Below are 21821 nucleotides of genomic sequence, written 5' to 3'. Positions count from 1 at the left end.
TTGCTACAGGAAATTTCTCGGGCGCGTGCGGTTGCGTACAAAACTCCTCCACGAAGCCTTCTGCCGATCATGAGAGATAAGCCTCAGCGCCTTGAAATCGGCCATTCGGGGTTCATAATTTTGCGTGGGGCTGAGCGCATCTGTGGTGCTGACGGCCGAGAGACAGTGTCCTCTTGCCAAACAAATGGCAGAGTGATGAGAGCGTTCGAAAGCGAAAATCTCATTCTGTCGCAGTTGGCGGATCCGGAGCTTGTGGCTCTGGAGCGCATGCTGGAACCGCTTCTTCTTCCGCGCGACTTCGAGCTCGTGCATTTGGGCATGCCGGTCAGCCATTATTATTTCCTGGAAACCGGCATTGCTTCCATGGTGGCGACGAGCCCCGAGGGCAGGAAGGCCGAGATCGGCGTGCTCGGCAGGGACGGGATGTCGCCGCCGCCCCTGACGGTGGACGCGGAGCAGTTTTCATTCGACGTCATGATGCAAGTTGGCGGTCACGGCGCCGTGTGGAAGCCGGCGCCCTGGCATGCTTCCTCGCCGACCGGCCCACCGTCCGCCGGCTGCTTTTGCGTTTTCTCCATAGTTTTTTCGCGCAGGTCGCCAACACCGCACTGTCCAACGCCGTTCACAAGATCGACGTTCGTCTGGGGAGATGGCTTCTGCTGTGCCATGACCGCCTCGATTGCGAAGAGATTGAAATCACGCATGAATATATGGGCCACGATGCTGGGAATCCGCCGCTCCAGCGTCACTGATGCTTTACACATCCTGGAGGGCGAGCATCTCATTTATTCCACCCGCGGCCTGGTAATCATCCGCAACCGCGCATCCCTCGAAGCCTTCGCTGCAGACGCCTACGATGCCCCTGGCATCACAGGACGCAGCTGGCCGGGCCCGGCTGAGGCGCTGAAGCGCGTCTCGCACCGGAATCGACGATCTCTCAAGCGTCACTTTCCCGGCAGATCCTTTTCGGTCGTCGCAGCCGCCGGAAGGTTGTTCTGCGACCCCTCTCTATCGGACGCGCGCAAAGGAGCCGTGGGCGCCTTCTGAACATAGATGCCGAGTCCGAGTGCGCCGATGGCCACCACAAAAGCGCCAGCGATGGCTGCAACCGATCGTCGCCCATCCTGCTTGATCATTCCGAAAGCAAGAGCAATTCCGAGAAGGGCAGCCCCTCCCGATACCGCAAAAAGCCAGAGAAAATTCATCATCATGCTCCCTATGTCGGGCCCGAACCCGTGACGGGGTTGAAGGTTCCCACGGTCGTTGACGCGGGAACGATGCCAGTTGGAATTTCATGCGGCGCATTGACGCACAACTCCCACGGTGCTAACTCTGAAATTGGTCAGGCCAGTTGACCAGCTGCGCGCTTGAGGAGAAGCCGCCGGGGAGGCCAGAATGTTTTCGCCCGTTGAATCGCGCCGCCTCTACAGGCAGGTAGCGGATCAGATTCGCTCGATGATTGCCGGTGGCGAGCTTGCCGTCGGTCAGAAGCTGCCGGCCGAGCGCGATCTCGCGGAGCAGCTGTCGGTCTCACGCCCGACCGTGCGCGAAGCCCTGATCGTCCTGGAGGTCGAGGGCCTCGTCAACATCCGCATGGGCTCAGGCATCTATGTGGTCCGCCGGCAGGGCGTCAGCATGGCGACAAGCGAAAGCGAGCCGGTGGAGGGGCCTTTCGAATTGCTGCAGGCGCGCGCCGTGATCGAATGCGCCATAGCCGAAGAGGCGGCAACCCGGGCCAGGTCTGAAGACATCGCCGTGCTCGACGAGGCGCTGATGCGCATGAGCGGCGGCGTCAACGATGCGGCGACGGTGCTCGCCGCCGACCGCGCCTTTCACACCGGCATTGCCGCCATCATCGGCAACGCCACCCTGATCCGCGTGACGGGCGAGATGTTCGACATGCGCATGACTCCCTATTTCGCCAAGCTCGCCAGCCATTTCGAGGGGCCGACGACATGGCGCAGCGCCGTCGATGAGCACCGGGCCATCCGCGATGCAATCGCCGCCGGCGATGCCGCCGGCGCGAAGGCTGCAATGCGCAGCCATCTCACCCTATCGCAGAAGAGATTTTCCGAGAGCTTCGGGGAGGAGTTCTCGGGAGAGGAGGAGCGCGGCCGCGACAAGGCGCCCGCGAAAGGAAGCACCAAGACTTAAACCCGAGCACGGGAGGAGAGCGCAATGAAGAGCAGACTAGCAACGATACTGTGCACCGCAGCCGCGATCATGGCGACGACGGCGGTCGCGCATGCCCAGACCGTACTGAAATGGGCACATGTCTATGAAACCTCGGAGCCCTTCCACACTGATTCCGTCTGGGCCGCGGAAGAGATCGCCAAGCGTACCGACGGGCGCTACAAGATCGAGGTCTATCCGGCTTCGCAGCTCGGCAAGGAAGCCGACATCAACCAAGGGCTCAAGCTCGGTACGGTTGACATCATCATTTCTGGATCGAGCTTTGCCGCACGCGACTACAAGCCGATCGGCGTCACCTACTTCCCCTATATCTTCCGCAACCCCGATCATCTGATCGCCTATACCAAGAGCGACGTCTTCAAGCGTCTTGCCAAGGGTTATGAGGACAAGACCGGCAACCATATCGCCGCCGTCAGCTATTACGGCACGCGCCACACCACCTCCAATAAACCGATTGCCAAATGCGCCGACATGCAGGGCCTGAAGATCCGCGTGCCCGACGTTCCGGCCTATCTCGCCATGCCGCGAGCATGCGGCGCCAACACCACGCCGATTGCCTTTGCCGAGGTCTATCTCGCTCTACAGAACGGGACGGTCGAGGCGCAGGAAAACCCGCTGACGACGATCGAGGCGAAGAAGTTCTACGAGGTCCAGAAAAACATCATCCTCACCGGCCATATCGTCGATCACCTGAACACCGTGATCTCGAAGCAGCTGTGGGCGAAGCTCTCCGACGAGGACAAGAAGATATTCGGTGAAGTGATGCAGCAGGCAGCCGAGCGCACGAGCAAGACGATCGCCGGCAAGGAAAACAGCCTGGTTGCGACCTTCAAGGAGAAGGGGCTCAACGTCGCCGAGGTCGACAAGAGCGATTTCGAGAAGAATGTGATGGAAAAGGTGAAGTTCGAAGACTTCGGCTACGAGAAGGCCGATTGGGAAGCGATCCGGGCGATTCAGTAGGAGCCTGAGAGCGCGGCCAGCCCCTCATCCGGCTGCCGCCACCTTCTCCCCGCGCGCGGGGAGAAGGGACAAGCCGCACCCTTCCGCTTCCCCCTTACGCCTCGCAGGGCAAGTCCCCTCTCCCCGCCGGCGGGAAGAGGGTTGGGTGAGGGGCAGCCTTCGGCACGAACAGGGCAGCAGCGGCACAAGGCTTGCCAACAATATGAAGGTCGCGCCGCCACACGCCGCGCCCATCTTCTCCAACCGGAACAAGGCCGATCATGTCGCAAGAAATTCATCCGCCAATCACGGCCGAGGAAATCGGCCACGAATTCGAAGGGCACGCGCCGACCGCACATGTCGCAGACTATGCTGTCGAGGACTGGATCACGTTGATCGTCTTCTGGCTGATGGCGGGCTGCGTCTTCCTGCAGTTCTTCACGCGTTATGTGCTGAATGACAGCTATGCCTGGACCGAGGAAATCGCCATCAACTGCCTGATCGGCGTCGTCTTTCTCGGCGCGGTCATGTGCGTGCGCACCTCGCGGCATATTCAGGTGGATGTGTTCTATCACTATATGCCGGCAGGGCTGGCGCGCGTGCTCGCGACCTTCGTCGATATCGTCCGCATCGGTTTCTTCGCCTATGGCTGCTATCTGATGTGGCGTTACGTCGACATCGTCGCCGACGAGCAGATGGTCACCATCGACCTGCCGCGCAACATCGTCTTCTACTCGGTGCTTGTCGCCTTCGTGCTGATGCTGATCCGCGCGGTCATCGTCTTCATCGCCAATATGCGCCGCGGCTACTCCGTCCTGGAGCGCCCGGAAGAATTCCAATCCGTCGAAGGATGACCCGATGCTGCTGCTTCTTGGCTCGTTTCTGCTGCTGATGCTGGTCGGCGTACCCGTCGCCATCTCGATGGCCGTTGCCTCCGTGCTTTACATCGTCCTTTACGGAGTGGCGCCCGACATCATCGTCGCCCAGCGCATGATCGCCGGCGTCGAGAGTTTTCCGCTGCTCGCCGTGCCCTTCTTCATCCTGGCCGGCAATCTGATGAATTCCGCAGGCGTTACCGGCCGTATCTATTCCTTCGCGGTCGCTCTCGTCGGCTGGATGAAGGGCGGGCTGGCGCAAGTCAACATCATCGGCTCCGTCATCTTCTCCGGCATGTCCGGCACCGCGCTTGCCGATGCGGCCGGCATCGGCACGATCGAAATTAAGGCGATGAAGGACCATGGCTATCCCGTCGAGGCCGCTGTCGGTGTCACGGCGGCCTCGGCGACACTCGGGCCGATCTTCCCACCGTCGCTGCCCTTCGTCATCTACGGCATGATGGCGAACGTCTCGATCGGCGCCCTCTTCATGGCCGGCATCCTGCCCGGCGTCGTCATGACGCTACTGATGATGATCACGGTCGCCGCCTTCGCCTACCGCAAGCGCTGGGGTTCGGACGCGCCGTTCGATGTGCGCCAGCTCCTGTCGGCCGGCATGGAAATCCTGGTGGTGCTGATGGTGCCTGTGGCGATCTATCTGATGATGCGCGCCGGTCTCTCGATGAATGCCGCGGCGGGTATAGCCCTTCTGGTGCTCCTGACGCTCGACTGGTATTTCGGCTTCTCCGCCGTCATGGCGCTGATGACGCCGGTCATCCTGATCGGCGGCATGACGATGGGCTGGTTCACGCCGACGGAGGCCGCTGTCGCGGCCGTGCTCTGGTCGCTGTTCCTCGGCCTCGTACGCTACCGCACGATGACGCTCTCGACGCTTGCCAAAGCCAGCTTCGATACGATCGAAACGACGGCGTCGGTGCTCTTCATCGTCACGGCGGCTTCGGTTTTCGCGTGGCTCTTGACGGTCAGCCAGGCCGCGCAGCTGCTTTCCGATGCGATCCTGTCGATCACCGACAATAAATGGGTGTTCCTGATCCTGGTGAACCTGCTGATGCTCTTCGTCGGCTGCTTCCTCGATACGATCGCCGCAATCACCATCCTCGTGCCGATCCTTCTGCCGATTGTCGCGAAGTTCGGCATCGATCCCGTTCAGTTCGGCCTGATCATGACGCTGAACCTGATGATCGGCTTGCTTCACCCGCCGCTCGGCATGGTGTTGTTCGTGCTGTCGCGGGTCGCGAAGCTTTCAGTCGAACGCACGACGATGGCGATCGTGCCGTGGCTGGTGCCGCTGTTCCTGGCGCTGATCCTGATCACCTTCATTCCTGCCGTATCGCTCTGGCTGCCGCAGCAGCTCGGACTGTTGAGATAGGAGGATAGGATGCAGACGCGTCTGGCGCGGCTTTACCAGAAGGGCGATCTCAGGGTCGAAATGGACACGGTTCCAGCTCCCGGTCCAGGCGAGGTGCTTCTCAAAATGGCGGCCGCGGGCATCTGCGGCTCCGACCTGCATTATTATCAGGACGGCGGCTTCGGGCCGGTCAGGGTGCGCGAGCCGATCATCCCCGGCCACGAGGCCTCGGGGAGGGTGAACCAAGCGGGCGAGGGGGTCGATCTCAAAGCCGGCACGCTGGTCGCAGTCAATCCAAGCCAGCCTTGCGGCCATTGCAAATACTGCGTGACGGGGCTGCCGATCCATTGCCTCGACATGCGCTTCATGGGCAGCGCGATGCGCCTGCCGCATGAGCAGGGCATGTTCCGGGAGTGGCTGGTGGTGCCGGCCCGGAAATGCTTCGAAATGGGAGCCGAGACGACGGCCGCGGAAGCGGCCTGCACCGAGCCGCTTGCCGTCTGCCTGCATGCGGCATCGCGCGCCGGCGAGATATCGGGCAAACGCGCCCTCGTCACCGGCGCCGGCCCGATCGGCTGTCTGATGGTTGCCGCCGCGCGGCATCACGGTGCGGCCGAGATCGTCGTGACCGATCTCGCCGATGCGGCGCTGGAGCGGGCGAAAGCGATGGGCGCCAACCGCACGATCAATGTTTCCGGGGATGCGGCAGCGCTTGGCAAATTTGAGGCGGGCAAGGGCTATTTCGATCTCGTCTTCGAATGCTCGGCCGCCGCACCCGCGTTCCGAAGCGCAATCGCCGCCATCCGACCGCGCGGCACCCTCGTGCAGGTCGGCGTCACGGGCGAGATCCCGGTCCCGCTCAACGCCATTGTCAGCAAGGAGCTGCATATCCACGGCACGCAGAGGTTCCACGAGGAATTCGCCACAGCCGCGAGGCTGATCGCAAGCCGCAAGATCGATGTCGGACCGATCATCAGCCACAGTCTACCCTTGGAAGAAGCCGCCGCCGCCTTCACCCTTGCCGGCGACCGTACGGCCGCTTGTAAGGTACAGCTTACGTTTTAGCCGCGTGATACTCGCCGTAGATTGTCACCGTGATTCAACCATTCCTTCTCGGCAGTCGCTTGCGCGGTCATATCCCAATCAAAAGAAGATACAAATCCTGTCCTGTCGCAAACATGTCCCATAACAGATGATGTTTTAATCAACCGAAATGGTGAGGCGTCGGTTCGAATCGGCTCAACTGCAAAAAAGGCTGTGAGAGCTTTGCGTCAACATTTCCGCCATTCGGTCACTGAGGTCAGATACCTGCAGCCGGTCCGTTTTTTTCTTGGACTTCTCACCGCAAGGCAAAACAAGGGACGGCGCCTCGATGATTTCCTCCGTGCCCAGCTCCACCACATGAAACCAGACTTTTCTGTTGGATATCTATGCCGCACTTCTATCGACCGACCCACCACCATCAACGAACAGGATTTGGCCGGTGATGAAGCCAGCATCCTCGGACAGAAGGAAGGCGATGGCGGCTGCGATTTCTTCCGGTTTGCCAAGGCGGCCCATTGGAATCATCGAAAGGAACCGTGTCTCGGCCGTGCTCCCGGCCGGCGTGTTGCGGCGGAACATTTGGGTTTCGGCCGGACCCGGCGCAACGGCATTAACGGTTATGCCGCTGCTGGCGAGCTCCATCGCCCATGTCCGTGTGAGGCTGTTTACCGCAGCCTTCGGTGCTGCATATCCGCTCCTGAGCGGTGTGCCGGTCGTCACCATGCTACCGACGTTCACGATCCGGCCCCAGCCTTTTGCCTTCATCACTGGTAAGAGAGCCTGGACGGTCTGGATCATGGGGTGAAGGTTGACACGAAGCATGTCCTCCAGATCATGAAGATCGATTTCTCCGACTGCGTGGAGCCGTTCCAATCCGACATTGTTGACCACGCCGTCGAAGGAATAGAGTTGCGCCAATTCCTGAGAGCTTCCTCCGAAGCCTGCGTATCGTTGAGATCGAGCGAGACCAAGGCGCCAGGTAAGTCAGGATCCTTTCCACGGCGATGCCGACCACCTGATGGCCTGCGGCGACGAGGCGATGTGATAGTGCGCGACCGATGCCCTTGCTTGCACCAGTCACCAGGAAAGTTCGTTCAGTCATGTCCGTACCTGTCATTATAGAATATCATGTCGTGGGCGAACCGCTCGAGGGACACGACTGACGGTGCGCCTGTTGTATCGTCGCCGCAGATGGTTCATGCGGTAAGTGAGGAGGTTCCTGTCTGGCCGTTCTTCGAAGGCCAGGCGAGCGCCTAATGCGAGCCGCCTAGACGTCTGCCTCCCATCGGGATCCCGCAGATGTTCCGCGGGCGCGGGACGTCGCTGGTACGCGCTGACGCTCTTGCCTGACACTCCGGGAAGATTTCAGTGTTCCCAGTGCGAGTGGCAGATGACCGAGCACATGTTCACCCGCTGGAACTGCGGATCCCTTGCGGCCAGGAAATCATTGTTGAAGGTTCCGAAGGTGGTTTCCGGTCTATGCTTCATGCCTTGGTAGAAGGCGTCGATGATGCCGTCCTTGAAATTGGCTTCACGAGGGAACGCAGCGACGACCGCGTTCCGGTCTGCCTCATCGTAATGCTCGAATCCTCGGCCGGCGACGTCCATCCCGGCTCCAGCCTGGAGCAGCGCAATTTCCGCACGCATGAACTCCGGTATGCCAGGCGTTGTGTGCAAGGCAACCGCGTTCCACACTGTTTCGATGTCGCCTTCCGAGATGCCGCGCGCGCGCAGGAAGTCGCGCGCGGCATTTGCCCCATCCACTTCAAAGCGAAGGCGGCTGTCTGCGAACTGCGCCGTCAATCCGAGGTCATGGAACATGGAGGCGACGTAGAGCAGTTCGGGATCGTAGACGAGCCCCTTGTTTGTCCCGCCGATGGCTCCCCAGAAGTAGACACGACACGAGTGGCGAAAGAGCAGCTCGCTTTCTGTGTCGCGTATGAGCTGGGTCACATCCCTTGCGAGCTTGCTGTCGGGAATGCGTATGCCGGCTATCTCCAGCGGGATCATGGCATGCTCCATTGGTGTTGGTTGGGGTCGGCCTTAAGCCGATTTAGCGCACTGCCTGGGGCGTGTTGCGGAAGCTGATGGCCATGCGATTATAGCTGTTCATCAGGCTGATCGCGATAGTGAGGTCGACAAGCTGCTTCTCGTCGAAGACCTTCCGCGCCGCCTGATAGGCGCTGTCGGGCACGCCGGTCTGGGCAACCAGGGTCACGCTCTCCGCCCATGCCAGAGCCGCACGCTCGGTCTCGGAGAAGAGGTTGCCGCCTTCTTGCCAGGCCTGCAGGAGGGCCAGCTTTTCAGTTTTGACGCCCCGCTTGATAAGTTCGCGGGTGTGCATGTCGAGGCAGTAGGCGCAGTTGTTGATCTGCGATACGCGGAGATAGGCGAGGTCGACGAGTTCTCCCGGCAGGCCGCTCTGGCTGACGTAGCCATACACCCCGCCAAGTGCCTTCGCGCCATTCGGTGCGATCTGGTTGTAATCAAGCCTCTGTGTCATGTCGGTTTTCCTTAGTTCTGCTTCACGGGGAAAGTGAGTTTCGTTTCGGAGGTATCGGTGACGAAGATAGCAAGCAGCCTGGCTGGCTCCGTCTGGCTCGCGTTGCGGCTGATGGAATGGACCGCGCCAGGTGGCTCCGACCAGCCTTCTCCGGCCTTGTAGATATGAGCCGGGCCGTCGTTGACCTTCGACTCGACCCGGCCGGAAACGACGTTGGCATGGATGAAGGCTGATTTGGCATGGGTATGCGGCTGGGAGGCCGCACCAGGTGCGTAGTCGACTTCGACGGTGACAAGCGATTTGCCCGGTATGTTCGGGATAGCCTCCCGGAATTTTGGAGTGACCGTGCCGGACCGTGGATCATGCGCCAATGCTTGCGACGCCATGATGCAAGACAGTGCCGCGAAGGCGGCGGGCAACAGGTTGTTCATCTTCATGGACTTGCTCCTTTCGATAGCCTGAAGATGCCGCTGCCGTGGCATAAAAAAAAGAACCAAGAAAATACAGAAACAGTGTACCATGAACCTATGGGGACCAAGCTTAGCCTTTCCATCGACCGCTCCGCATCGACATCGCTCTCGGAACAGATTCACTCCGGAATCAGGAAGGCGATCGAGGACGGCGTCCTGGAACAGGGAGCGCGCTTGCCTTCCTGGCAGGATCTTTCGGCCGAGCTTGGGGTTGCGCGCGGAACCGTCCGGGTCGCCTATGACAGGCTTGCTGCAGCGCAGCTGATCGAGGCTTCAAGGGCGGCGGGCACCCGCGTGGCGCAGCGGCCAGGTGCCGTTGCGGATATGCAGACGCGGGTAGATCCAGGTGCGTTCATGCAAATGTATCTGGAAATGACGCAGGGACCCGCGTTCTTCCAAATGGGTGTCCCTGCGACCGACGTCTTTCCCGCAACATTGTTTGCCCGTCTGTATGGCCAGGCCGTGCGAGCCGGTGCGAGCGCGCCGCTGCTCTACCCGGATCCGCGTGGGGAGCTAGAGCTGAGACGCGAGATCGCCTCCTTTCTGGCCATAGCCCGTGGCATGAACTGTTCGCCGGACCAGGTGATGGTGACCAATGGATATGCTGCAGGTCTGGGGCTTGCACTCGGCGCCCTAAAGCTGGCCGGACATCCCGCTTGGCTGGAGGAGCCTAGCTTTCCCTGGTCGAGAAGAGGCGTCGAACTGGCCGGTCTCTCAGTCGCACCGATCCCGGTCGATGCGCAGGGCATCGACGTGGAACACGGTATGCGCTCATGCCCCGGCGCGAAGCTCGCGGTTGTCACGCCGGGACAGCAGGCACCTCTGGGCCATACCTTGTCCCTGGGACGCCGTCTGCTTCTGCTCGACTGGGCAGCGGCGAATGGTGCATGGATTGTGGAAGACGACTACCTGAGCGAACTGCAGCTGACAGGCAGGGCAGCCCCCGCTCTTGCCTCGCTGGATCGAGCCGGGCGTGTCATCCACATCGGCTCTTTCAGCAAGACCATTAGCCCGGCGCTCAGGCTCGGCTTCGTCATCGTACCCCATGCACTGGTGGCGTTGTTCGCGGAGACGGCCGCCTGTCTCATGCCGGCGCCTGGTCCCGCAGTGCAGATGGCTGTCGCAGAGTTCATCAGGGAGGGCCACTATCTGAGGCACATACGCCGCATGAAGCGTCTCTATGCCTCGCGACAGCAGGCCGTGCTTGCTGCCCTTCCAAGCTCCGATTGCGTCGTTGATGTTTCGACACCGGGTCTCGCGGTCCTGCTCAAGCTGCGGGACGACATTTCGGACGTCGCCGTGGTCAGCGAGGCTCTCCCATTCGGTCTGTTTCCAGCACCGCTTTCGACGTGGTTCGCGTCGTCAGCAAGCGCTCAGCCGGGGCTGCTTCTGGGCGTCGCGAGTGCTCCCCAGAGAAATCTCCGCGAGGCCTGCCGCCGGCTTCTGGAGCTGGCCGAACGGTCGCGGCTTTAGGTGTGGCCACCCAATCACCGCGTGTTCCGAAAGCTTGCGCGATACTGAGCTGGAGTGACCGCGAGCCGTTGCGTGAAGACGGCCCGCAGCCTGTCGGCCGTGCCAAATCCGCAGTCGTAGGCCACCGTCTTCAGCTGAAGATCGCTACCCTCGAGCAGGTTCCTCGCGGCATCTACTCTTGCCCGCTCCACGAACTCATGCGGGGTGCAGCCTGTGGCCTGCACGAAGTGTCGAGCAAGGCTGCGTGTGCTCATTCCGACAAGGTTTCCCAGAGACTCAAGCGTGTGGCGTTCGCGCAGATGGTCCATCACATGCTGCTGGATCTTGGCGATCGGCGACGTCGGATCGGCAGGCGCGATAAGGTACGGGCTGAACTGAGACTGGCCGCCCTGTGCGACTACGACCAGCCGCTTCGCGACAGCGAGCGCTACGTCGTTTCCGTGCGTCTCCCTCACCAGAGCCAGCGCGAGATCGATACCCGCCGTCACGCCCGCAGAGGTCACGAGGCGGCCGTCCCGATAGCCGGGCGACAAATCGTAGACGTTCCTCCATCACCGAAGTCTCTTTCCACGGCATCAACACCTCCCGCCAAAAAGCGAAAAGTGTTACCCATGTCTCCGGTACGAAACGTCACCTATCGCTCAAGTCGGGCAGTCCGGCACTTCCCATACTTCAAGCCCTCTTAGTTGAAGTTTTCTGTGATGGCTCACATGGACAGTTGCGGCTCCGGCCCGAATGGTGATTGACTCTAATATGTATCTGCTTTAAACAAATACAAATAGCACTGGAGGAGCGCTATCGCGGCTTGAGCATGGGCTTGGCCAGCAGGTTTCCATTAGGGAGGAATGAATGTCAAAGATTTCGAAGATGCTCGCTAGCGCCGTCGCAGCCGTTGCGCTGATGTCGGGGGTTGCCGCTGCTCAGGACACTGTCGGTGTCAGCTGGCGCTATTTCCAGGACGAACGCTGGAAGATCGACGAAGCCGCAATGAAGTCCGTGCTCGAAAAGGCCGGGGTTTCCTATGTCGGCATCGATGCGCAGGGCGACCCGCAGAAACAAGCGGCAGACATTGAAAGCCTGATTGCTCGTGGCGTTAAGGTGCTTGTCGTCGTAGCCCAGGATGCCAAGGCCATCATTCCTGTTATCGACGAGGCCAAGCGCAGCAACATCGCCGTCATTGCCTACGATGCCCCAATCGACACCGGCGATGTCCTTTATACAAGCTTCGACAACGTGGCTGTCGGCCGTGTCATGGGCGAGGCTCTCCTGAAAGCTGTGCCAAAGGGCAACTACGTTGCGATGGACGGAGACCCTGCCCAGACGATCCAGCAGGTTTTCAAGAGCGGTCAGATGCAGGCGATCCAGCCTGCAATCGACAGAGGCGATATCAAGATCGTTGCCCAGCAGAACGTTGAACAGTGGAAGCCGGACGTTGCGCAGTCGCTCATGGAACAAGTCTTGACAGCGACGAACAACAAGGTCGATGCAGTGCTCGCGATGAACGACAGCATCGCCAACGGCGTGTCAGCGGCACTCGCGAGCCAGGATCTCCTGGGCAAAGTTGCAATCTCCGGGCAGGACGGCGACAAGAACGTCCTCAACCGTATCGCCAAGGGCGAGCAGACGATGACCGTCTGGAAGGACGCGAACGCACTTGGAACGGTAGCGGCGAAAGCTGCTGTCGAAATCATCAAGGGCACAAAAAACGATGCGGTGACGGGCGTAGAGCCTGGCAAGACATCAACCGGCGCCTCGCAGCCCGCAATAATTCTCGATCCCATCGCTATTACGCGTGACAACCTCGACCTCGTGGTCAAAGCCGGCTGGATATCGAAGGACGTGCTTTGCAAAGGCGTGACGAAGAACCCGCCAAAAGCCTGCGAATAAACAGTTCCAGCTGGAGTTCTGTCATGACATCTATTCTTCAACCTGCGTCCAGCTCGACGAAGCTTTTCCCCCGACTGCTACAAGCGGTCGGGGGAGGGGGCCGCGACACTCGCCTTGTGGCGATGGTGTGCGTCCTTGCTTTGATATGGCTTTGCGCAAACATCCTTACCAACGGCGTATTCCTGTCACCGCGAAACCTGTTCAATCTCTCGCTGCAGGTCTCGGTCGTGGCCATCATGGCGTCGGGCATGATCCTGGTCATCGTGACGCGACACATCGACCTCTCGGTCGGATCTCAGGTCGGTTTTCTTGGGGTACTCGGTGGTCTCGTGCAAAGCAACTGGCTCCCCGACAGCCCGCACGCCTGGTGGATCTCCTGCCTTGTCATGCTGGCGGGCGGTATGGTGATCGGTTTGATCCAGGGTGCACTTGTCGCCTACGCGCGCATACCCTCATTCGTCGTTACGCTGGGGGGACTGCTCTTTCTGCGCAATGCTGCTTATGAACTGAATGATGGCACCACGATCGCCCCTCTGAGCCCGACGTTCCAGAATCTCGGCGGGGGACAGAACGGGGTTCTCGGAGCCACCCTGAGTTGGGCGGCGGCCGGCGCGGTCACCGCCTATATCGTCTTCAACCTTGTTCGCAGGTACCAGCGCAAAAAGTCCCTTGGCATACAGAATGCTTTAACGGCATCCGACATTGTTCCGGCGGCACTCTGGTGCGTTTGTTCGTTCGGTCTAGTGGCAGTCATGAACAGCTACTATCGGCCTGGAACGACAGAGTCGATGGGATTGGCCGTTCCCGTTCTCATCCTGATCGCGGTGACGATGCTTATGACGGTAATCGCCAAAAAGCACAGGTTTGGACGCCACGTGTTCGCCGTCGGCGGCGATCCACTCAGCGCGCGGTTGACGGGTATCAATACCCAACGCGTCGTCCTGAAAGTCTTCGTGCTGATGGGGTTCTTGTCTGGATTGGCCTCGATCGTTCTCACGGCCCGACTGAACGCCGCAGCCAGCGGAGCGGGCACGATGATGGAGCTCTATGTGATCGCGGCGGCAGTGATCGGTGGGACGTCGCTTGCCGGAGGAGCCGGTACAATTCTCGGCGGCTGCATCGGCGCCTTGATCATGCAAAGTCTTCAGAGCGCAATGGTTCTGATGGGGATTGCGAGCCCGCTGCAGAGCATGGTGCTTGCGGGCGTCCTCGTACTCGCCGTCTGGATTGATACAATGTGGCGCGAAAGGAGGCCATCATGACCACCCCTTTGCTGGAAGCCCGCAATGTCAACAAGGCATTTGGCGGCGTTCACGCAGTCGAGAATGTAAGCGTATCGCTCATGCCGGGCGAAGTCGTCGCGCTACTCGGTCATAATGGTGCCGGCAAATCCACCTTCATCAAGATGCTGTCGGGAGTCTTTCCCGCAGACAGCGGGGAGATCCTGATCGACGGCAAAACCGTTGATATCCGGTCCCCCCATGATGCACAGGAACTGGGGATCGAGACGATCCATCAGACGTTGGCGCTCGCCGATAATCTTGATGCGGTCTCTAACCTCTTCCTCGGTCGGGAGCAGACCGACCGCTTCGGTTTCCTCGACACAGAAGCGATGGAGCATGGGGCACGAAAGACGATAGAGCGCATGCGGTTGAGGATACCTTCTCTCAACGCGTCCGTTCGATCCATGTCAGGTGGTCAGCGGCAAGCGGTGGCGATCGCACGCGCACTGCACTTCAACGCGCGTATTCTCATCATGGATGAACCCACCGCCGCCCTTGGACCCGAGGAGACGAAAAACGTCGGCGTCCTGATTGAGGAACTGAAAAAGCAGGGTCTGGGTATTTTCCTCATCAGCCATGACATGCACGATGTCTTCGCGCTGTCGGACCGGATCACCGTGATGAAATCCGGACGCGTTGTCGGTTCCTATCCGACGCGAGACCTGACACAGGACGACGCGCTCGAAATGATCATCCTTGGCCGCAAGCCGGCTCGCCTTGCCGCGACGGCATGAGGCATACCAACCCGAGAATGGAAAGAAATATGACAGTCAAGGCACCAAACTTCAGTCTCGATGGGAAGGTTGCCCTCGTAACGGGCGCGGCGCGTGGCATAGGTCGCGCGATCGCACTCGCCTGCGCCGCCGCCGGAGCCGATGTGGTCATCGGCGTGCGAAGCGTGGAGGCGGTTGCCGATCTCGTTGCGGAACTGAAGACCACTGGCCGACGCGCTCTCGCCGTCACGATGGACATCTCAAACAGCGGTCAAATCGCCGAAGCGGTTGCCGAAGCTGTCGCGGCATTCGGAAACATCGACGTGTTGGTCAATAACGTCGGCGTGGCGCCGGGAAACCTCGCGGAACTCGTCGACGAAAAGGCGCTTGACCAGATCCTCGATGTCAACATCAAGGGCACCTTCCTCGTCACACAAACGGTCGCCCGCCATATGATCGAGCGCAAGAGCGGTCGCATCATCAACATCAGTTCACAGGCCGGGACGGTCACGCTTCGCGGCGAAGCCCTGTATTGCATGAGCAAGGCTGCTATCAATCACTTGAGCAGGTGCCTGGCGGCCGAATGGGCGCAATATGGCATCACGGTCAATACGGTCTCGCCCACCTTCATATGGACGGACTCGACCCGACCTGTCCTTGCCGATCCGGATTTCTATGCGCGTACCGTGGGCCATATTCCGCTCGGGCGGATCGGTGATACCGATGACGTTGTCGGAGCCGTAGTCTACCTCGCATCCCCGGCCGCATCCCTTGTGACTGGCGCCAACCTGTTGGTGGACGGCGGATGGTCAGTTGCATGACGAGGTCATTTGCCCGAAACTTTGCTTGCGCGCCGGCATCTGCTAGTGCGTGGAAATGTATTTTAAGCGATGATTCGAGTGCATTGCCGATACCTGACAACAGCTCCTGATCGACAAAAGCTGTCACTGGGAGGAATCTTGACGACGAACAGTGTCTTGAGACACATGAATGCCGTGCGTTGTCTGCGCGTCCTGCGCCGAGACGTTCCTTTGTCGCGCGCAGATATCGCGCGCGAACTGAACGTGACGCGCGCAACCGTCGGAAATTCGATAAAGCAGCTACTTGCGGAAAATCTTGTTATCGATCTCAACGAAAGCGCCGAGGCCAATGGTGCAGGGCGCCCCGGAGCTCTCGTATCGCTCAATCCGGCAGGCGCCTATTTTATCGGTCTCGATATTTCCTCGGCCGAGATCAACGCGGTTCTGATCGACTTCTCGATGCGGGTGGTTGCCAAGCGGATCGTATCGATCGCCGACCGGTATCACGACCCGAAGCGGGTGATCGAACTGCTCGCCGCCTTGCCGAAGGAACTGGTTGACGTATCGAAGGTCCGGGCATCGAGGGTGCGCGGGGTCTGTATTTCCGCGCCGGGTATCGTGCGCGACGGGAAAATCATTTCCGCCCCGTGGTTGAGCTGGCGAGACGTCGACGTCGTTTCAGCCATGTCGGAAGCGATGAAGCCCTCGCTGCCGCTTCAAATTTGCAATGACGCAGTGGCTCTTGCAAGCGCGGTCGCCGCCGACTCGTCGGAAAGCGATCTGAGCGACGTACTGCTGTTATTGCTCGCACAGGGTATTGGCAGCGCGCATTTGCGGCAGGGGCGGGTCGTCGAGGGAGCACACGGACTTGGAGGGGAAGTCGGGCACATGGTGATGGGTGGGCGGCCTGAAATGGCGGCCACGCACACGTTCGAAATCCTCGCTGGCTACCAAAGATTTCTTCCCTTCATCGAGAATGGTGTCCCGATTCCAGAAGGCCTCGCCAAACTCGTGACCTTGGAAGGATCTCCAGCTCTCGACGGCGCCCTTGATGAATGGGCCTTGGGACTGGCAACGGGCGTCCTTAACCTCATTCATATTCTCGACCCGAAAACGATCGTGTTGGGCGGCCCGCTTGCCGTCCTTTACCCAAAGGTGGCGGGGCGCGTCGAGAGCCTCCTCTCTGAGAACCTCGTCCACGGCTTCAATGTCCCTCCTATTTCCGTTGCCCGGTTCGGTGGGGATGGAGCTGCCATCGGCGCTGCCGCTCTTCTTCGCGAGAGCCTCTTCGACCTTCCCGAACTGCCCGCCGTTTAATTCGATGCGGAATGCCAAACGGTTTGACACCTTATTTGTATTTGTATAATACAAACGCAAATAGCCGGCCAGTGGAGGAAACAGATGCTGAAGCTAATCGACCCCATTCTCTCTCCGGAACTGCTTTACGCTCTCCGAGCGATGGGGCATCGGCACGATATTGCTATCGTCGACGCGAACTTCCCCTGCGATGCCGGCGATGATCGCCTCATCCGTCTCGACGGCGTTTCCGGGCCACGGGCGCTGGAAGCAATCCTAAAGATCTTTCCGCTGGAAGAACAGGAACCGCATGTAGCATGGCGCATGATCGCTGAAGGCGATGCCGCCAAGATCCTGCCAGTTTTCGACGATTACAGTGCCGGCCTTGAGAAAACGCAGGGCAGGGCGATCGAACTCACTGCGGTCGAGCCGGATGAATTCAAGGACCGCGTCCGGGCCGCCCATACGGTCGTGGTCACGGGAGAGCGACGCTTCTATGGCAGTGTCATTCTGCGCAAAGGTGTCATTGCACCCGAGTAAATCGGAATCCAAGCGGTAATCCAATGTCAGGTGACACCTTGCCCGATCTCTTCTCCTCTTCTTTCGACGCCTTCCTTTTTGATATGGACGGAACGATCCTCAACTCAATTGCCGCCGCTGAACGGGTTTGGGGAGCTTGGGCTTGGAAGTTCGGGCTTGATCCAGAAGTGTTCCTACCCAAGATCCACGGGCGCAGGGCCTTCGAAACGATCTCTTCCCTCGGCCTCCCCGATATCGATCCGCAGGCCGAGGCCGCCGCCATAACACAGGCGGAAATCGATGAAATCAACGGTATAATTGCAATCGGGGGTGCGCAGCATTTTTTGAGCAGCCTCCCATCTCATCGGTGGGCCGTCGTGACCTCTGCGCCTTCTGCACTGGCCAAAAGACGGATCGAGGCGGCGGGATTGCCGACACCATCGGTGTTCGTAACAGCCGAGGACGTACGGCAGGGAAAGCCGGCGCCTGATTGCTTCATTCTGGCCGCCGAGCGCCTTTCGGTCGAACCCGCACGTTGTCTCGTCTTCGAAGACGCCGAAGTGGGGATTGCCGCCGCAACCGCGGCAGGTTGTCAGGTCTGCGTCATTACCGAGACGCATAAGCGGCGGATGAAGGTGAACCACCACCAGTTTGAGAATTACGAACGCCTCAAGCCGAGGCTCGTTAACGGGGCCTTGGGGCTACTGTCATTCTGATCATTGAGCGCGTCCGGCGTCTATTTTCGGGCGACCGAAGACAAGGTTTTCGTCCACGGACAACATCTGCTTGTGCAGCATTGATGCGCCGCCGATCGCAGGGCCTTCGCGGCCGAGCGACGAGAGTTTTATTTCCGGGATGGGATGCCCGTTGAGGAGATTGCTCGCAACTTTCTCGAGCGTCTCTTCACGGCAAAGGTCGAAAAGTGCTGCGACCGGTCCGCCGAGCACGATCCGCGTGGGATTGAAAATGCTTGTCAAGGTCGCAATTCCTCTTCCGAGATAAAACGACCAATCCTTGAGAGTCGATAGAGCGCTTTTTTCCTGTCGCCTGGCCGCTTCCATGAAAGCAGGAATGTCATCTGCCGAGCCACCGTGAAAGCGGTAGCGCGCAAGCACAGCTTCGCGCCCGATGAAGCTCTCGAACGATCCCGAAACGGTTGCCAGTTCAACGAAACCCTCGTCCCCCAGTATGATGTGGCCAAGCTCACCGGCATAGCCGTCCTGGCCCCGGAGAAGCTGACCGGAATTTACGATCGCCCCACCGACGCCGGCGTCCAGATAGATGTAGATCTCCGTCTCGCCGCGCTCATCCTTGGACTGGTAGATCTCGGCAATGGCGAAGGCGTTTGCATCGTTCTCGGCAATCAGCAGGGGAATTTCCGGCAAGCGCTGCTGTAATCGCTCCAGGATCGGTTCTTGCCGCCATCCCAAAATGGGCGCTCGCAAAACGGTGCCATTGCGATCGATGACACCAGGGGCGGTCAGGCATAGGCCGCGGATACGATAATCATTGCCGAGCCTTTGCCTGATATTCTCAACGACATCCACTAACTTTTGCACCACGAGGTCGGGGCCTGCCTCAAAGAGGCTGAAGTCCGCCGTCGACTGTGCGATGACCGACGCCTCCATGTCGAGAGCGACGACGTTCATGCGACCGACGCCGATATCTGCGCCTATGAACATCCCATAGTTTGGGTTGATACGAACAAACGTCCCGGGCCTGCCCGTGCCGGCGCTTTTGTCATCCTGTGACTCGTCTTCCACCAGCAATCCTTCGTCAGCCAGGCTGGCAACGATGCTGCTTGCCGTCGAGCGAACCATGCCCAGCTCTTTGGCGATATTCGCGCGGCTAATCCGGCCATGGCGAAAAACAACATCCAGCGCCCTGACTTCATTAATGTGCCTTACGGCGCGCGGCATGGACATTGGCGTTCTCCAATAAAGTCAGACTCACAAAAAGAGATGTACAATCAAGGAAGTGACGAGCGCATTCAAGCCCATGGCCAGTCCTGAGAAAAGACCCGCCACCGGGTCGACCGAATAGGCACGAGCGGTGCCAATTCCGTGTGATGCAAGCCCTACGGCGAACCCTCTCGCACTATAGTCGCGTATCTTCATCGCGTTCATCAGCGGGGTCACGACGACGGCGCCAGTAATGCCGGCCATGATGACGACGGCCGCGGTCAAGGCCGGATCGCCGTGCAAACCAGACGAGATAGCCATGGCGACCGCCGCCGTGACAGATTTTGGAGCGAGAGAAGCGACGACCGTTGGATCGAAGCCGAAGAAGCGGCCCAGATAAATCGTGGAGGTCACCGCCGTCAGGCTTCCGACGAAAAGCGCCGCGACCATCGGAATAAGATTGGCCCTGACCAGATGGAGCTTCTCATATAGCGGTATACCGAGCGCCACAGTCGCTGGCCCCAGCAGAAAATGAATGAACTGCGCACCGGCGAAATAGGTCTGGTATCGAATGTGGAAGATGGAAAGCAGACATGCGATTGTCGCGACCGACAGCAGCACCGGATTGACAAGAGGATTGGCGGGAAGCGCGCGTGCGAACCTGAGCGCGACTATCCAGACAAAGAGCGTCACGGAAAGCCATGAGAGCGGGGACGCTGCGAGGTAAACCCACAAGCCTTCATCCATGGCTTGCCCCTCCGATGAGCCGCTTGATCGCCAAATAACACCACACGGTGACGATCAGCGTCGCAACCGTCGAGGTGGCTATCGTGACGAAAAGCGCCACGCCTCTTTCAGCAAGGAGGTCCAAATGCTGGATGATCCCAACGCCGGCTGGGACAAACAAGACTCCAAAATTAGCCAATAGCATATGCGATGTGGGCACGGTTGGTTGCATCAGTCTGCCGATTAGAGTTCTTCGAGAAGCAATCAGCGCCCCGAATATTAACGCCATACCTATGACCGGCCCCGGTACGAGACCCTTAAGGTAGTAAGCGATGATTTCGCCAACGAGCTGAAATATCAGCAGAAGCGTGATTCCAACCATCATTGTTCGGCTCCACAACAAACTCGCTTGACTCATAAACCCCAATATGTTTGTTTGCAATCGAAACAAACGAGAGGAGCGTCGTTTGTCGAAGATCCGGCGTGGTGCCGGTAGGTTGGAGGAGGACTACATGCGTTTATCGTTCAAAATGCTTGCCCTGACAGCTGCACTGACCGCATCGGTCAGCGGCCATGCGCTTGCGGCTGAAAGCGTCGAGGTGTTGCACTGGTGGACATCGGGCGGGGAGGCTGCAGCCGTGGGCGTCCTCAAGGACGATCTGCAGAAGAAGGGCGTCAGCTGGCAGGATATGCCGGTCGCCGGGGGCGGCGGTGAAGCTGCAACAACCACTCTCAAAGCCCGTGTCGCCGCTGGCAATCCCCCGACGGCTGCTCAGCTGCTCGGAATGGCGGTCAACGAGTGGTCCGAGCAAGGTCTTCTCGGCGACTTGACCTCGGTGGCTCAAAAGGAGGGATGGGACAAGGTCGTCCCGGATCAGATCAAGCAGTTCGCTGTTCATGATGGGAAGTGGCAGGCCGTTCCGGTTAACATACATCGGCCCAACTGGCTCTGGATCAACGCCAAAGTGTTCAAGGACAACGGGCTGGAGCCACCGAAAAACTGGGACGAGTTCAACGCGGTTGCCGAAAAGCTCAAGGCCAAGGGCATTACGCCCCTGGCGCATGGCGGACAGCCTTGGCAAGACACGACGATTTTTGACGACGTGGCTCTGGGGCTCGGCGGGCCGGAGTTCTACAAGAAAGCGATCATCGAGCTGGACGAGACCGCGCTTGGCTCGGACACAATGGTCAAGGTCTTCGATCAAATGCGCAAGATCCGCGGTTATGTCGATCCGAACTTTTCCGGCCGCGACTGGAACCTTGCAACGGGAATGGTGCTCAAGGGCGACGCAGCGATGCAGCTCATGGGTGACTGGGCCAAGGGCGAAATCGTCAAGGCCGGCATGAAACCCGGCGTCGATATCCTCTGCGTTACCGCACCAGGCACCGAGGGCTCGTTCCTTTTCAACACGGATTTTCTCGCGATGTTCCCGGTCGGTGCCGACACGGTCGATGCACAGACCAAGCTTGCATCGAGCGTTATGTCGCCTGAATTTCAGCAAGCCTTCAATCTCGTGAAAGGATCGATCCCAGCGCGTTCCGACGTGCCGGGTGACAAGTTCGATGCTTGCGCTCAGAAATCCATGGCCGACCTGAAGACGGCCGAGAAGGCCGGCACCCTGATGGGGTCGCTTGCTCACGGCCACGCGGAGCCCGCGTCGATCCAGCGTGCGATCTTCGACGTCGTGACCCAGCACTTCAACTCGGACATGTCGTCTAAGGATGCCGTGTCCGCGCTGATCAGCTCCATCCAGGCTGCGAAGTAACCAGTTCCTCCCTGCCCCTGCCGTCGAGAGGCGGCGGGGGTATCCTGCAGCGAGGTTGCGCACC

At 59.7% G+C, this 21821-nt stretch carries 21 protein-coding genes and 2 pseudogenes; 15 read left to right on the top strand and 8 right to left on the bottom strand.

Going from position 1 to position 21821, the window contains the following annotated elements; genetic code table 11:
- The 6 genes from NMA58_RS23715 to NMA58_RS23690 all read left to right on the top strand — a co-directional run bounded on the left by NMA58_RS23715 (nucleotide 1) and on the right by NMA58_RS23690 (nucleotide 6441).
- Nucleotides 1-1047, top strand: a complete 1047-nt coding sequence (locus NMA58_RS23715; RefSeq protein ID WP_434714146.1) for a hypothetical protein — start codon at nucleotides 1-3, stop codon at nucleotides 1045-1047.
- Between the two features lie 348 nt (nucleotides 1048-1395).
- Nucleotides 1396-2154 (top strand): FadR/GntR family transcriptional regulator, encoded by a 759-nt coding sequence (locus tag NMA58_RS23710; RefSeq protein ID WP_183704933.1) that lies wholly within the window; start codon nucleotides 1396-1398, stop codon nucleotides 2152-2154.
- Nucleotides 2155-2178: 24 nt separating this feature from the next.
- Entirely contained in the window at nucleotides 2179-3153 is a 975-nt protein-coding gene (locus tag NMA58_RS23705) for a sialic acid TRAP transporter substrate-binding protein SiaP (protein WP_183704932.1), read from the top strand.
- 260 nt (nucleotides 3154-3413) lie between these two features.
- Nucleotides 3414-3986, top strand: a complete 573-nt coding sequence (locus tag NMA58_RS23700) for a TRAP transporter small permease (RefSeq protein ID WP_434714145.1) — start codon at nucleotides 3414-3416, stop codon at nucleotides 3984-3986.
- A gap of 4 nt (nucleotides 3987-3990) precedes the next feature.
- Nucleotides 3991-5397, top strand: a complete 1407-nt coding sequence (locus NMA58_RS23695) for a TRAP transporter large permease (RefSeq protein ID WP_183704931.1) — start codon at nucleotides 3991-3993, stop codon at nucleotides 5395-5397.
- Nucleotides 5398-5406: 9 nt separating this feature from the next.
- Nucleotides 5407-6441 carry an L-idonate 5-dehydrogenase gene (locus NMA58_RS23690; RefSeq protein ID WP_434714143.1) on the top strand — a complete coding sequence of 345 codons (1035 nt, stop codon included), beginning with the start codon at nucleotides 5407-5409 and terminating at the stop codon, nucleotides 6439-6441.
- 363 nt (nucleotides 6442-6804) lie between these two features.
- Here NMA58_RS23690 and NMA58_RS23685 read toward each other — a convergent pair.
- The 4 genes and pseudogenes from NMA58_RS23685 to NMA58_RS23670 form a co-directional block, all read right to left on the bottom strand.
- A pseudogene (locus tag NMA58_RS23685) lies at nucleotides 6805-7522 on the bottom strand (SDR family oxidoreductase).
- Between the two features lie 263 nt (nucleotides 7523-7785).
- Nucleotides 7786-8430, bottom strand: a complete 645-nt coding sequence (locus NMA58_RS23680; RefSeq protein WP_434714142.1) for an HD domain-containing protein — start codon at nucleotides 8428-8430, stop codon at nucleotides 7786-7788.
- A gap of 43 nt (nucleotides 8431-8473) precedes the next feature.
- Entirely contained in the window at nucleotides 8474-8923 is a 450-nt protein-coding gene (locus NMA58_RS23675) for a carboxymuconolactone decarboxylase family protein (RefSeq protein ID WP_434714140.1), read from the bottom strand.
- A gap of 11 nt (nucleotides 8924-8934) precedes the next feature.
- Nucleotides 8935-9360: a cupin domain-containing protein gene (locus NMA58_RS23670; RefSeq protein WP_434714139.1), complete on the bottom strand. Its 426-nt coding sequence runs from the start codon at nucleotides 9358-9360 to the stop codon at nucleotides 8935-8937.
- A gap of 90 nt (nucleotides 9361-9450) precedes the next feature.
- Here NMA58_RS23670 and NMA58_RS23665 point away from each other — a divergent pair, with 90 nt between their 5' ends.
- Nucleotides 9451-10866, top strand: coding sequence for a PLP-dependent aminotransferase family protein (locus tag NMA58_RS23665; RefSeq protein WP_434714358.1), 1416 nt, complete (start codon nucleotides 9451-9453; stop codon nucleotides 10864-10866).
- Nucleotides 10867-10880: 14 nt separating this feature from the next.
- Here NMA58_RS23665 and NMA58_RS23660 read toward each other — a convergent pair.
- Nucleotides 10881-11384, bottom strand: a pseudogene (locus tag NMA58_RS23660) (GlxA family transcriptional regulator); the annotation flags it as partial.
- 331 nt (nucleotides 11385-11715) lie between these two features.
- Here NMA58_RS23660 and NMA58_RS23655 point away from each other — a divergent pair.
- From NMA58_RS23655 to NMA58_RS23625, 7 genes are all read left to right on the top strand, one after another.
- On the top strand, nucleotides 11716-12753 hold the full coding sequence (locus NMA58_RS23655) for a substrate-binding domain-containing protein (protein ID WP_434714138.1): 1038 nt from the start codon (nucleotides 11716-11718) through the stop codon (nucleotides 12751-12753).
- A 23-nt stretch (nucleotides 12754-12776) separates the two neighbouring features.
- Complete coding sequence (locus NMA58_RS23650; RefSeq protein ID WP_434714137.1) at nucleotides 12777-14015, top strand: sugar ABC transporter permease; 1239 nt, start codon at nucleotides 12777-12779, stop codon at nucleotides 14013-14015.
- A complete protein-coding gene (locus tag NMA58_RS23645; protein WP_434714136.1) occupies nucleotides 14012-14770 on the top strand; it encodes an ATP-binding cassette domain-containing protein in 759 nt (252 codons plus the stop codon). The genes NMA58_RS23650 and NMA58_RS23645 overlap by 4 nt, the downstream gene beginning before the upstream one ends.
- 29 nt (nucleotides 14771-14799) lie before the next feature.
- Entirely contained in the window at nucleotides 14800-15570 is a 771-nt protein-coding gene (locus tag NMA58_RS23640) for an SDR family NAD(P)-dependent oxidoreductase (protein ID WP_434714135.1), read from the top strand.
- 138 nt (nucleotides 15571-15708) lie between these two features.
- On the top strand, nucleotides 15709-16866 hold the full coding sequence (locus NMA58_RS23635) for an ROK family protein (RefSeq protein ID WP_434714134.1): 1158 nt from the start codon (nucleotides 15709-15711) through the stop codon (nucleotides 16864-16866).
- A gap of 84 nt (nucleotides 16867-16950) precedes the next feature.
- Nucleotides 16951-17385, top strand: a complete 435-nt coding sequence (locus tag NMA58_RS23630) for an RbsD/FucU family protein (RefSeq protein ID WP_434714133.1) — start codon at nucleotides 16951-16953, stop codon at nucleotides 17383-17385.
- 23 nt (nucleotides 17386-17408) lie between these two features.
- Nucleotides 17409-18080, top strand: coding sequence for an HAD-IA family hydrolase (locus NMA58_RS23625; RefSeq protein ID WP_434714131.1), 672 nt, complete (start codon nucleotides 17409-17411; stop codon nucleotides 18078-18080).
- On the opposite strand, the gene NMA58_RS23620 is transcribed toward NMA58_RS23625, so the two are convergent.
- The 3 genes from NMA58_RS23620 to NMA58_RS23610 are packed head-to-tail and all read right to left on the bottom strand — an operon-like array spanning nucleotide 18081 to nucleotide 20376.
- The gene (locus NMA58_RS23620; RefSeq protein WP_183705528.1) at nucleotides 18081-19289 is read right to left on the bottom strand and encodes an ROK family transcriptional regulator; all 1209 of its coding nucleotides are present in this window, start codon (nucleotides 19287-19289) and stop codon (nucleotides 18081-18083) included. It lies immediately after the preceding gene.
- Between the two features lie 24 nt (nucleotides 19290-19313).
- Nucleotides 19314-20012, bottom strand: coding sequence for an LrgB family protein (locus NMA58_RS23615; RefSeq protein ID WP_434714130.1), 699 nt, complete (start codon nucleotides 20010-20012; stop codon nucleotides 19314-19316).
- A complete protein-coding gene (locus NMA58_RS23610; RefSeq protein WP_183705532.1) occupies nucleotides 20005-20376 on the bottom strand; it encodes a CidA/LrgA family protein in 372 nt (123 codons plus the stop codon). Before NMA58_RS23610 ends, NMA58_RS23615 begins: the two co-directional genes overlap by 8 nt.
- Nucleotides 20377-20503: 127 nt before the next feature.
- Here NMA58_RS23610 and NMA58_RS23605 point away from each other — a divergent pair, with 127 nt between their 5' ends.
- Nucleotides 20504-21757, top strand: coding sequence for an ABC transporter substrate-binding protein (locus NMA58_RS23605; RefSeq protein WP_434714357.1), 1254 nt, complete (start codon nucleotides 20504-20506; stop codon nucleotides 21755-21757).
- Nucleotides 21758-21821: the final 64 nt, after the last annotated feature.

Source organism: Rhizobium sp. YTUHZ045 (assembly GCF_051124255.1).
Lineage (GTDB): Bacteria > Pseudomonadota > Alphaproteobacteria > Rhizobiales > Rhizobiaceae > Rhizobium.
The sequence above is the reverse complement of the archived record's forward strand: the minus strand, read 5'-3'. Positions and strand labels throughout refer to the sequence as shown.

Coding starts and splice junctions, on each gene's coding strand:
- NMA58_RS23710 (WP_183704933.1), top strand. CDS start 1,396: ATGTTTTCGCCCGTTGAATCGCGCCGCCTCTACAGGCAGGTAGCGGAT.
- NMA58_RS23705 (WP_183704932.1), top strand. CDS start 2,179: ATGAAGAGCAGACTAGCAACGATACTGTGCACCGCAGCCGCGATCATG.
- NMA58_RS23700 (WP_434714145.1), top strand. CDS start 3,414: ATGTCGCAAGAAATTCATCCGCCAATCACGGCCGAGGAAATCGGCCAC.
- NMA58_RS23695 (WP_183704931.1), top strand. CDS start 3,991: ATGCTGCTGCTTCTTGGCTCGTTTCTGCTGCTGATGCTGGTCGGCGTA.
- NMA58_RS23690 (WP_434714143.1), top strand. CDS start 5,407: ATGCAGACGCGTCTGGCGCGGCTTTACCAGAAGGGCGATCTCAGGGTC.
- NMA58_RS23680 (WP_434714142.1), bottom strand. CDS start 8,430: ATGATCCCGCTGGAGATAGCCGGCATACGCATTCCCGACAGCAAGCTC.
- NMA58_RS23675 (WP_434714140.1), bottom strand. CDS start 8,923: ATGACACAGAGGCTTGATTACAACCAGATCGCACCGAATGGCGCGAAG.
- NMA58_RS23670 (WP_434714139.1), bottom strand. CDS start 9,360: ATGAAGATGAACAACCTGTTGCCCGCCGCCTTCGCGGCACTGTCTTGC.
- NMA58_RS23665 (WP_434714358.1), top strand. CDS start 9,451: ATGGGGACCAAGCTTAGCCTTTCCATCGACCGCTCCGCATCGACATCG.
- NMA58_RS23655 (WP_434714138.1), top strand. CDS start 11,716: ATGTCAAAGATTTCGAAGATGCTCGCTAGCGCCGTCGCAGCCGTTGCG.
- NMA58_RS23650 (WP_434714137.1), top strand. CDS start 12,777: ATGACATCTATTCTTCAACCTGCGTCCAGCTCGACGAAGCTTTTCCCC.
- NMA58_RS23645 (WP_434714136.1), top strand. CDS start 14,012: ATGACCACCCCTTTGCTGGAAGCCCGCAATGTCAACAAGGCATTTGGC.
- NMA58_RS23640 (WP_434714135.1), top strand. CDS start 14,800: ATGACAGTCAAGGCACCAAACTTCAGTCTCGATGGGAAGGTTGCCCTC.
- NMA58_RS23630 (WP_434714133.1), top strand. CDS start 16,951: ATGCTGAAGCTAATCGACCCCATTCTCTCTCCGGAACTGCTTTACGCT.
- NMA58_RS23625 (WP_434714131.1), top strand. CDS start 17,409: ATGTCAGGTGACACCTTGCCCGATCTCTTCTCCTCTTCTTTCGACGCC.
- NMA58_RS23620 (WP_183705528.1), bottom strand. CDS start 19,289: ATGTCCATGCCGCGCGCCGTAAGGCACATTAATGAAGTCAGGGCGCTG.
- NMA58_RS23615 (WP_434714130.1), bottom strand. CDS start 20,012: ATGGATGAAGGCTTGTGGGTTTACCTCGCAGCGTCCCCGCTCTCATGG.
- NMA58_RS23610 (WP_183705532.1), bottom strand. CDS start 20,376: ATGATGGTTGGAATCACGCTTCTGCTGATATTTCAGCTCGTTGGCGAA.
- NMA58_RS23605 (WP_434714357.1), top strand. CDS start 20,504: ATGCGTTTATCGTTCAAAATGCTTGCCCTGACAGCTGCACTGACCGCA.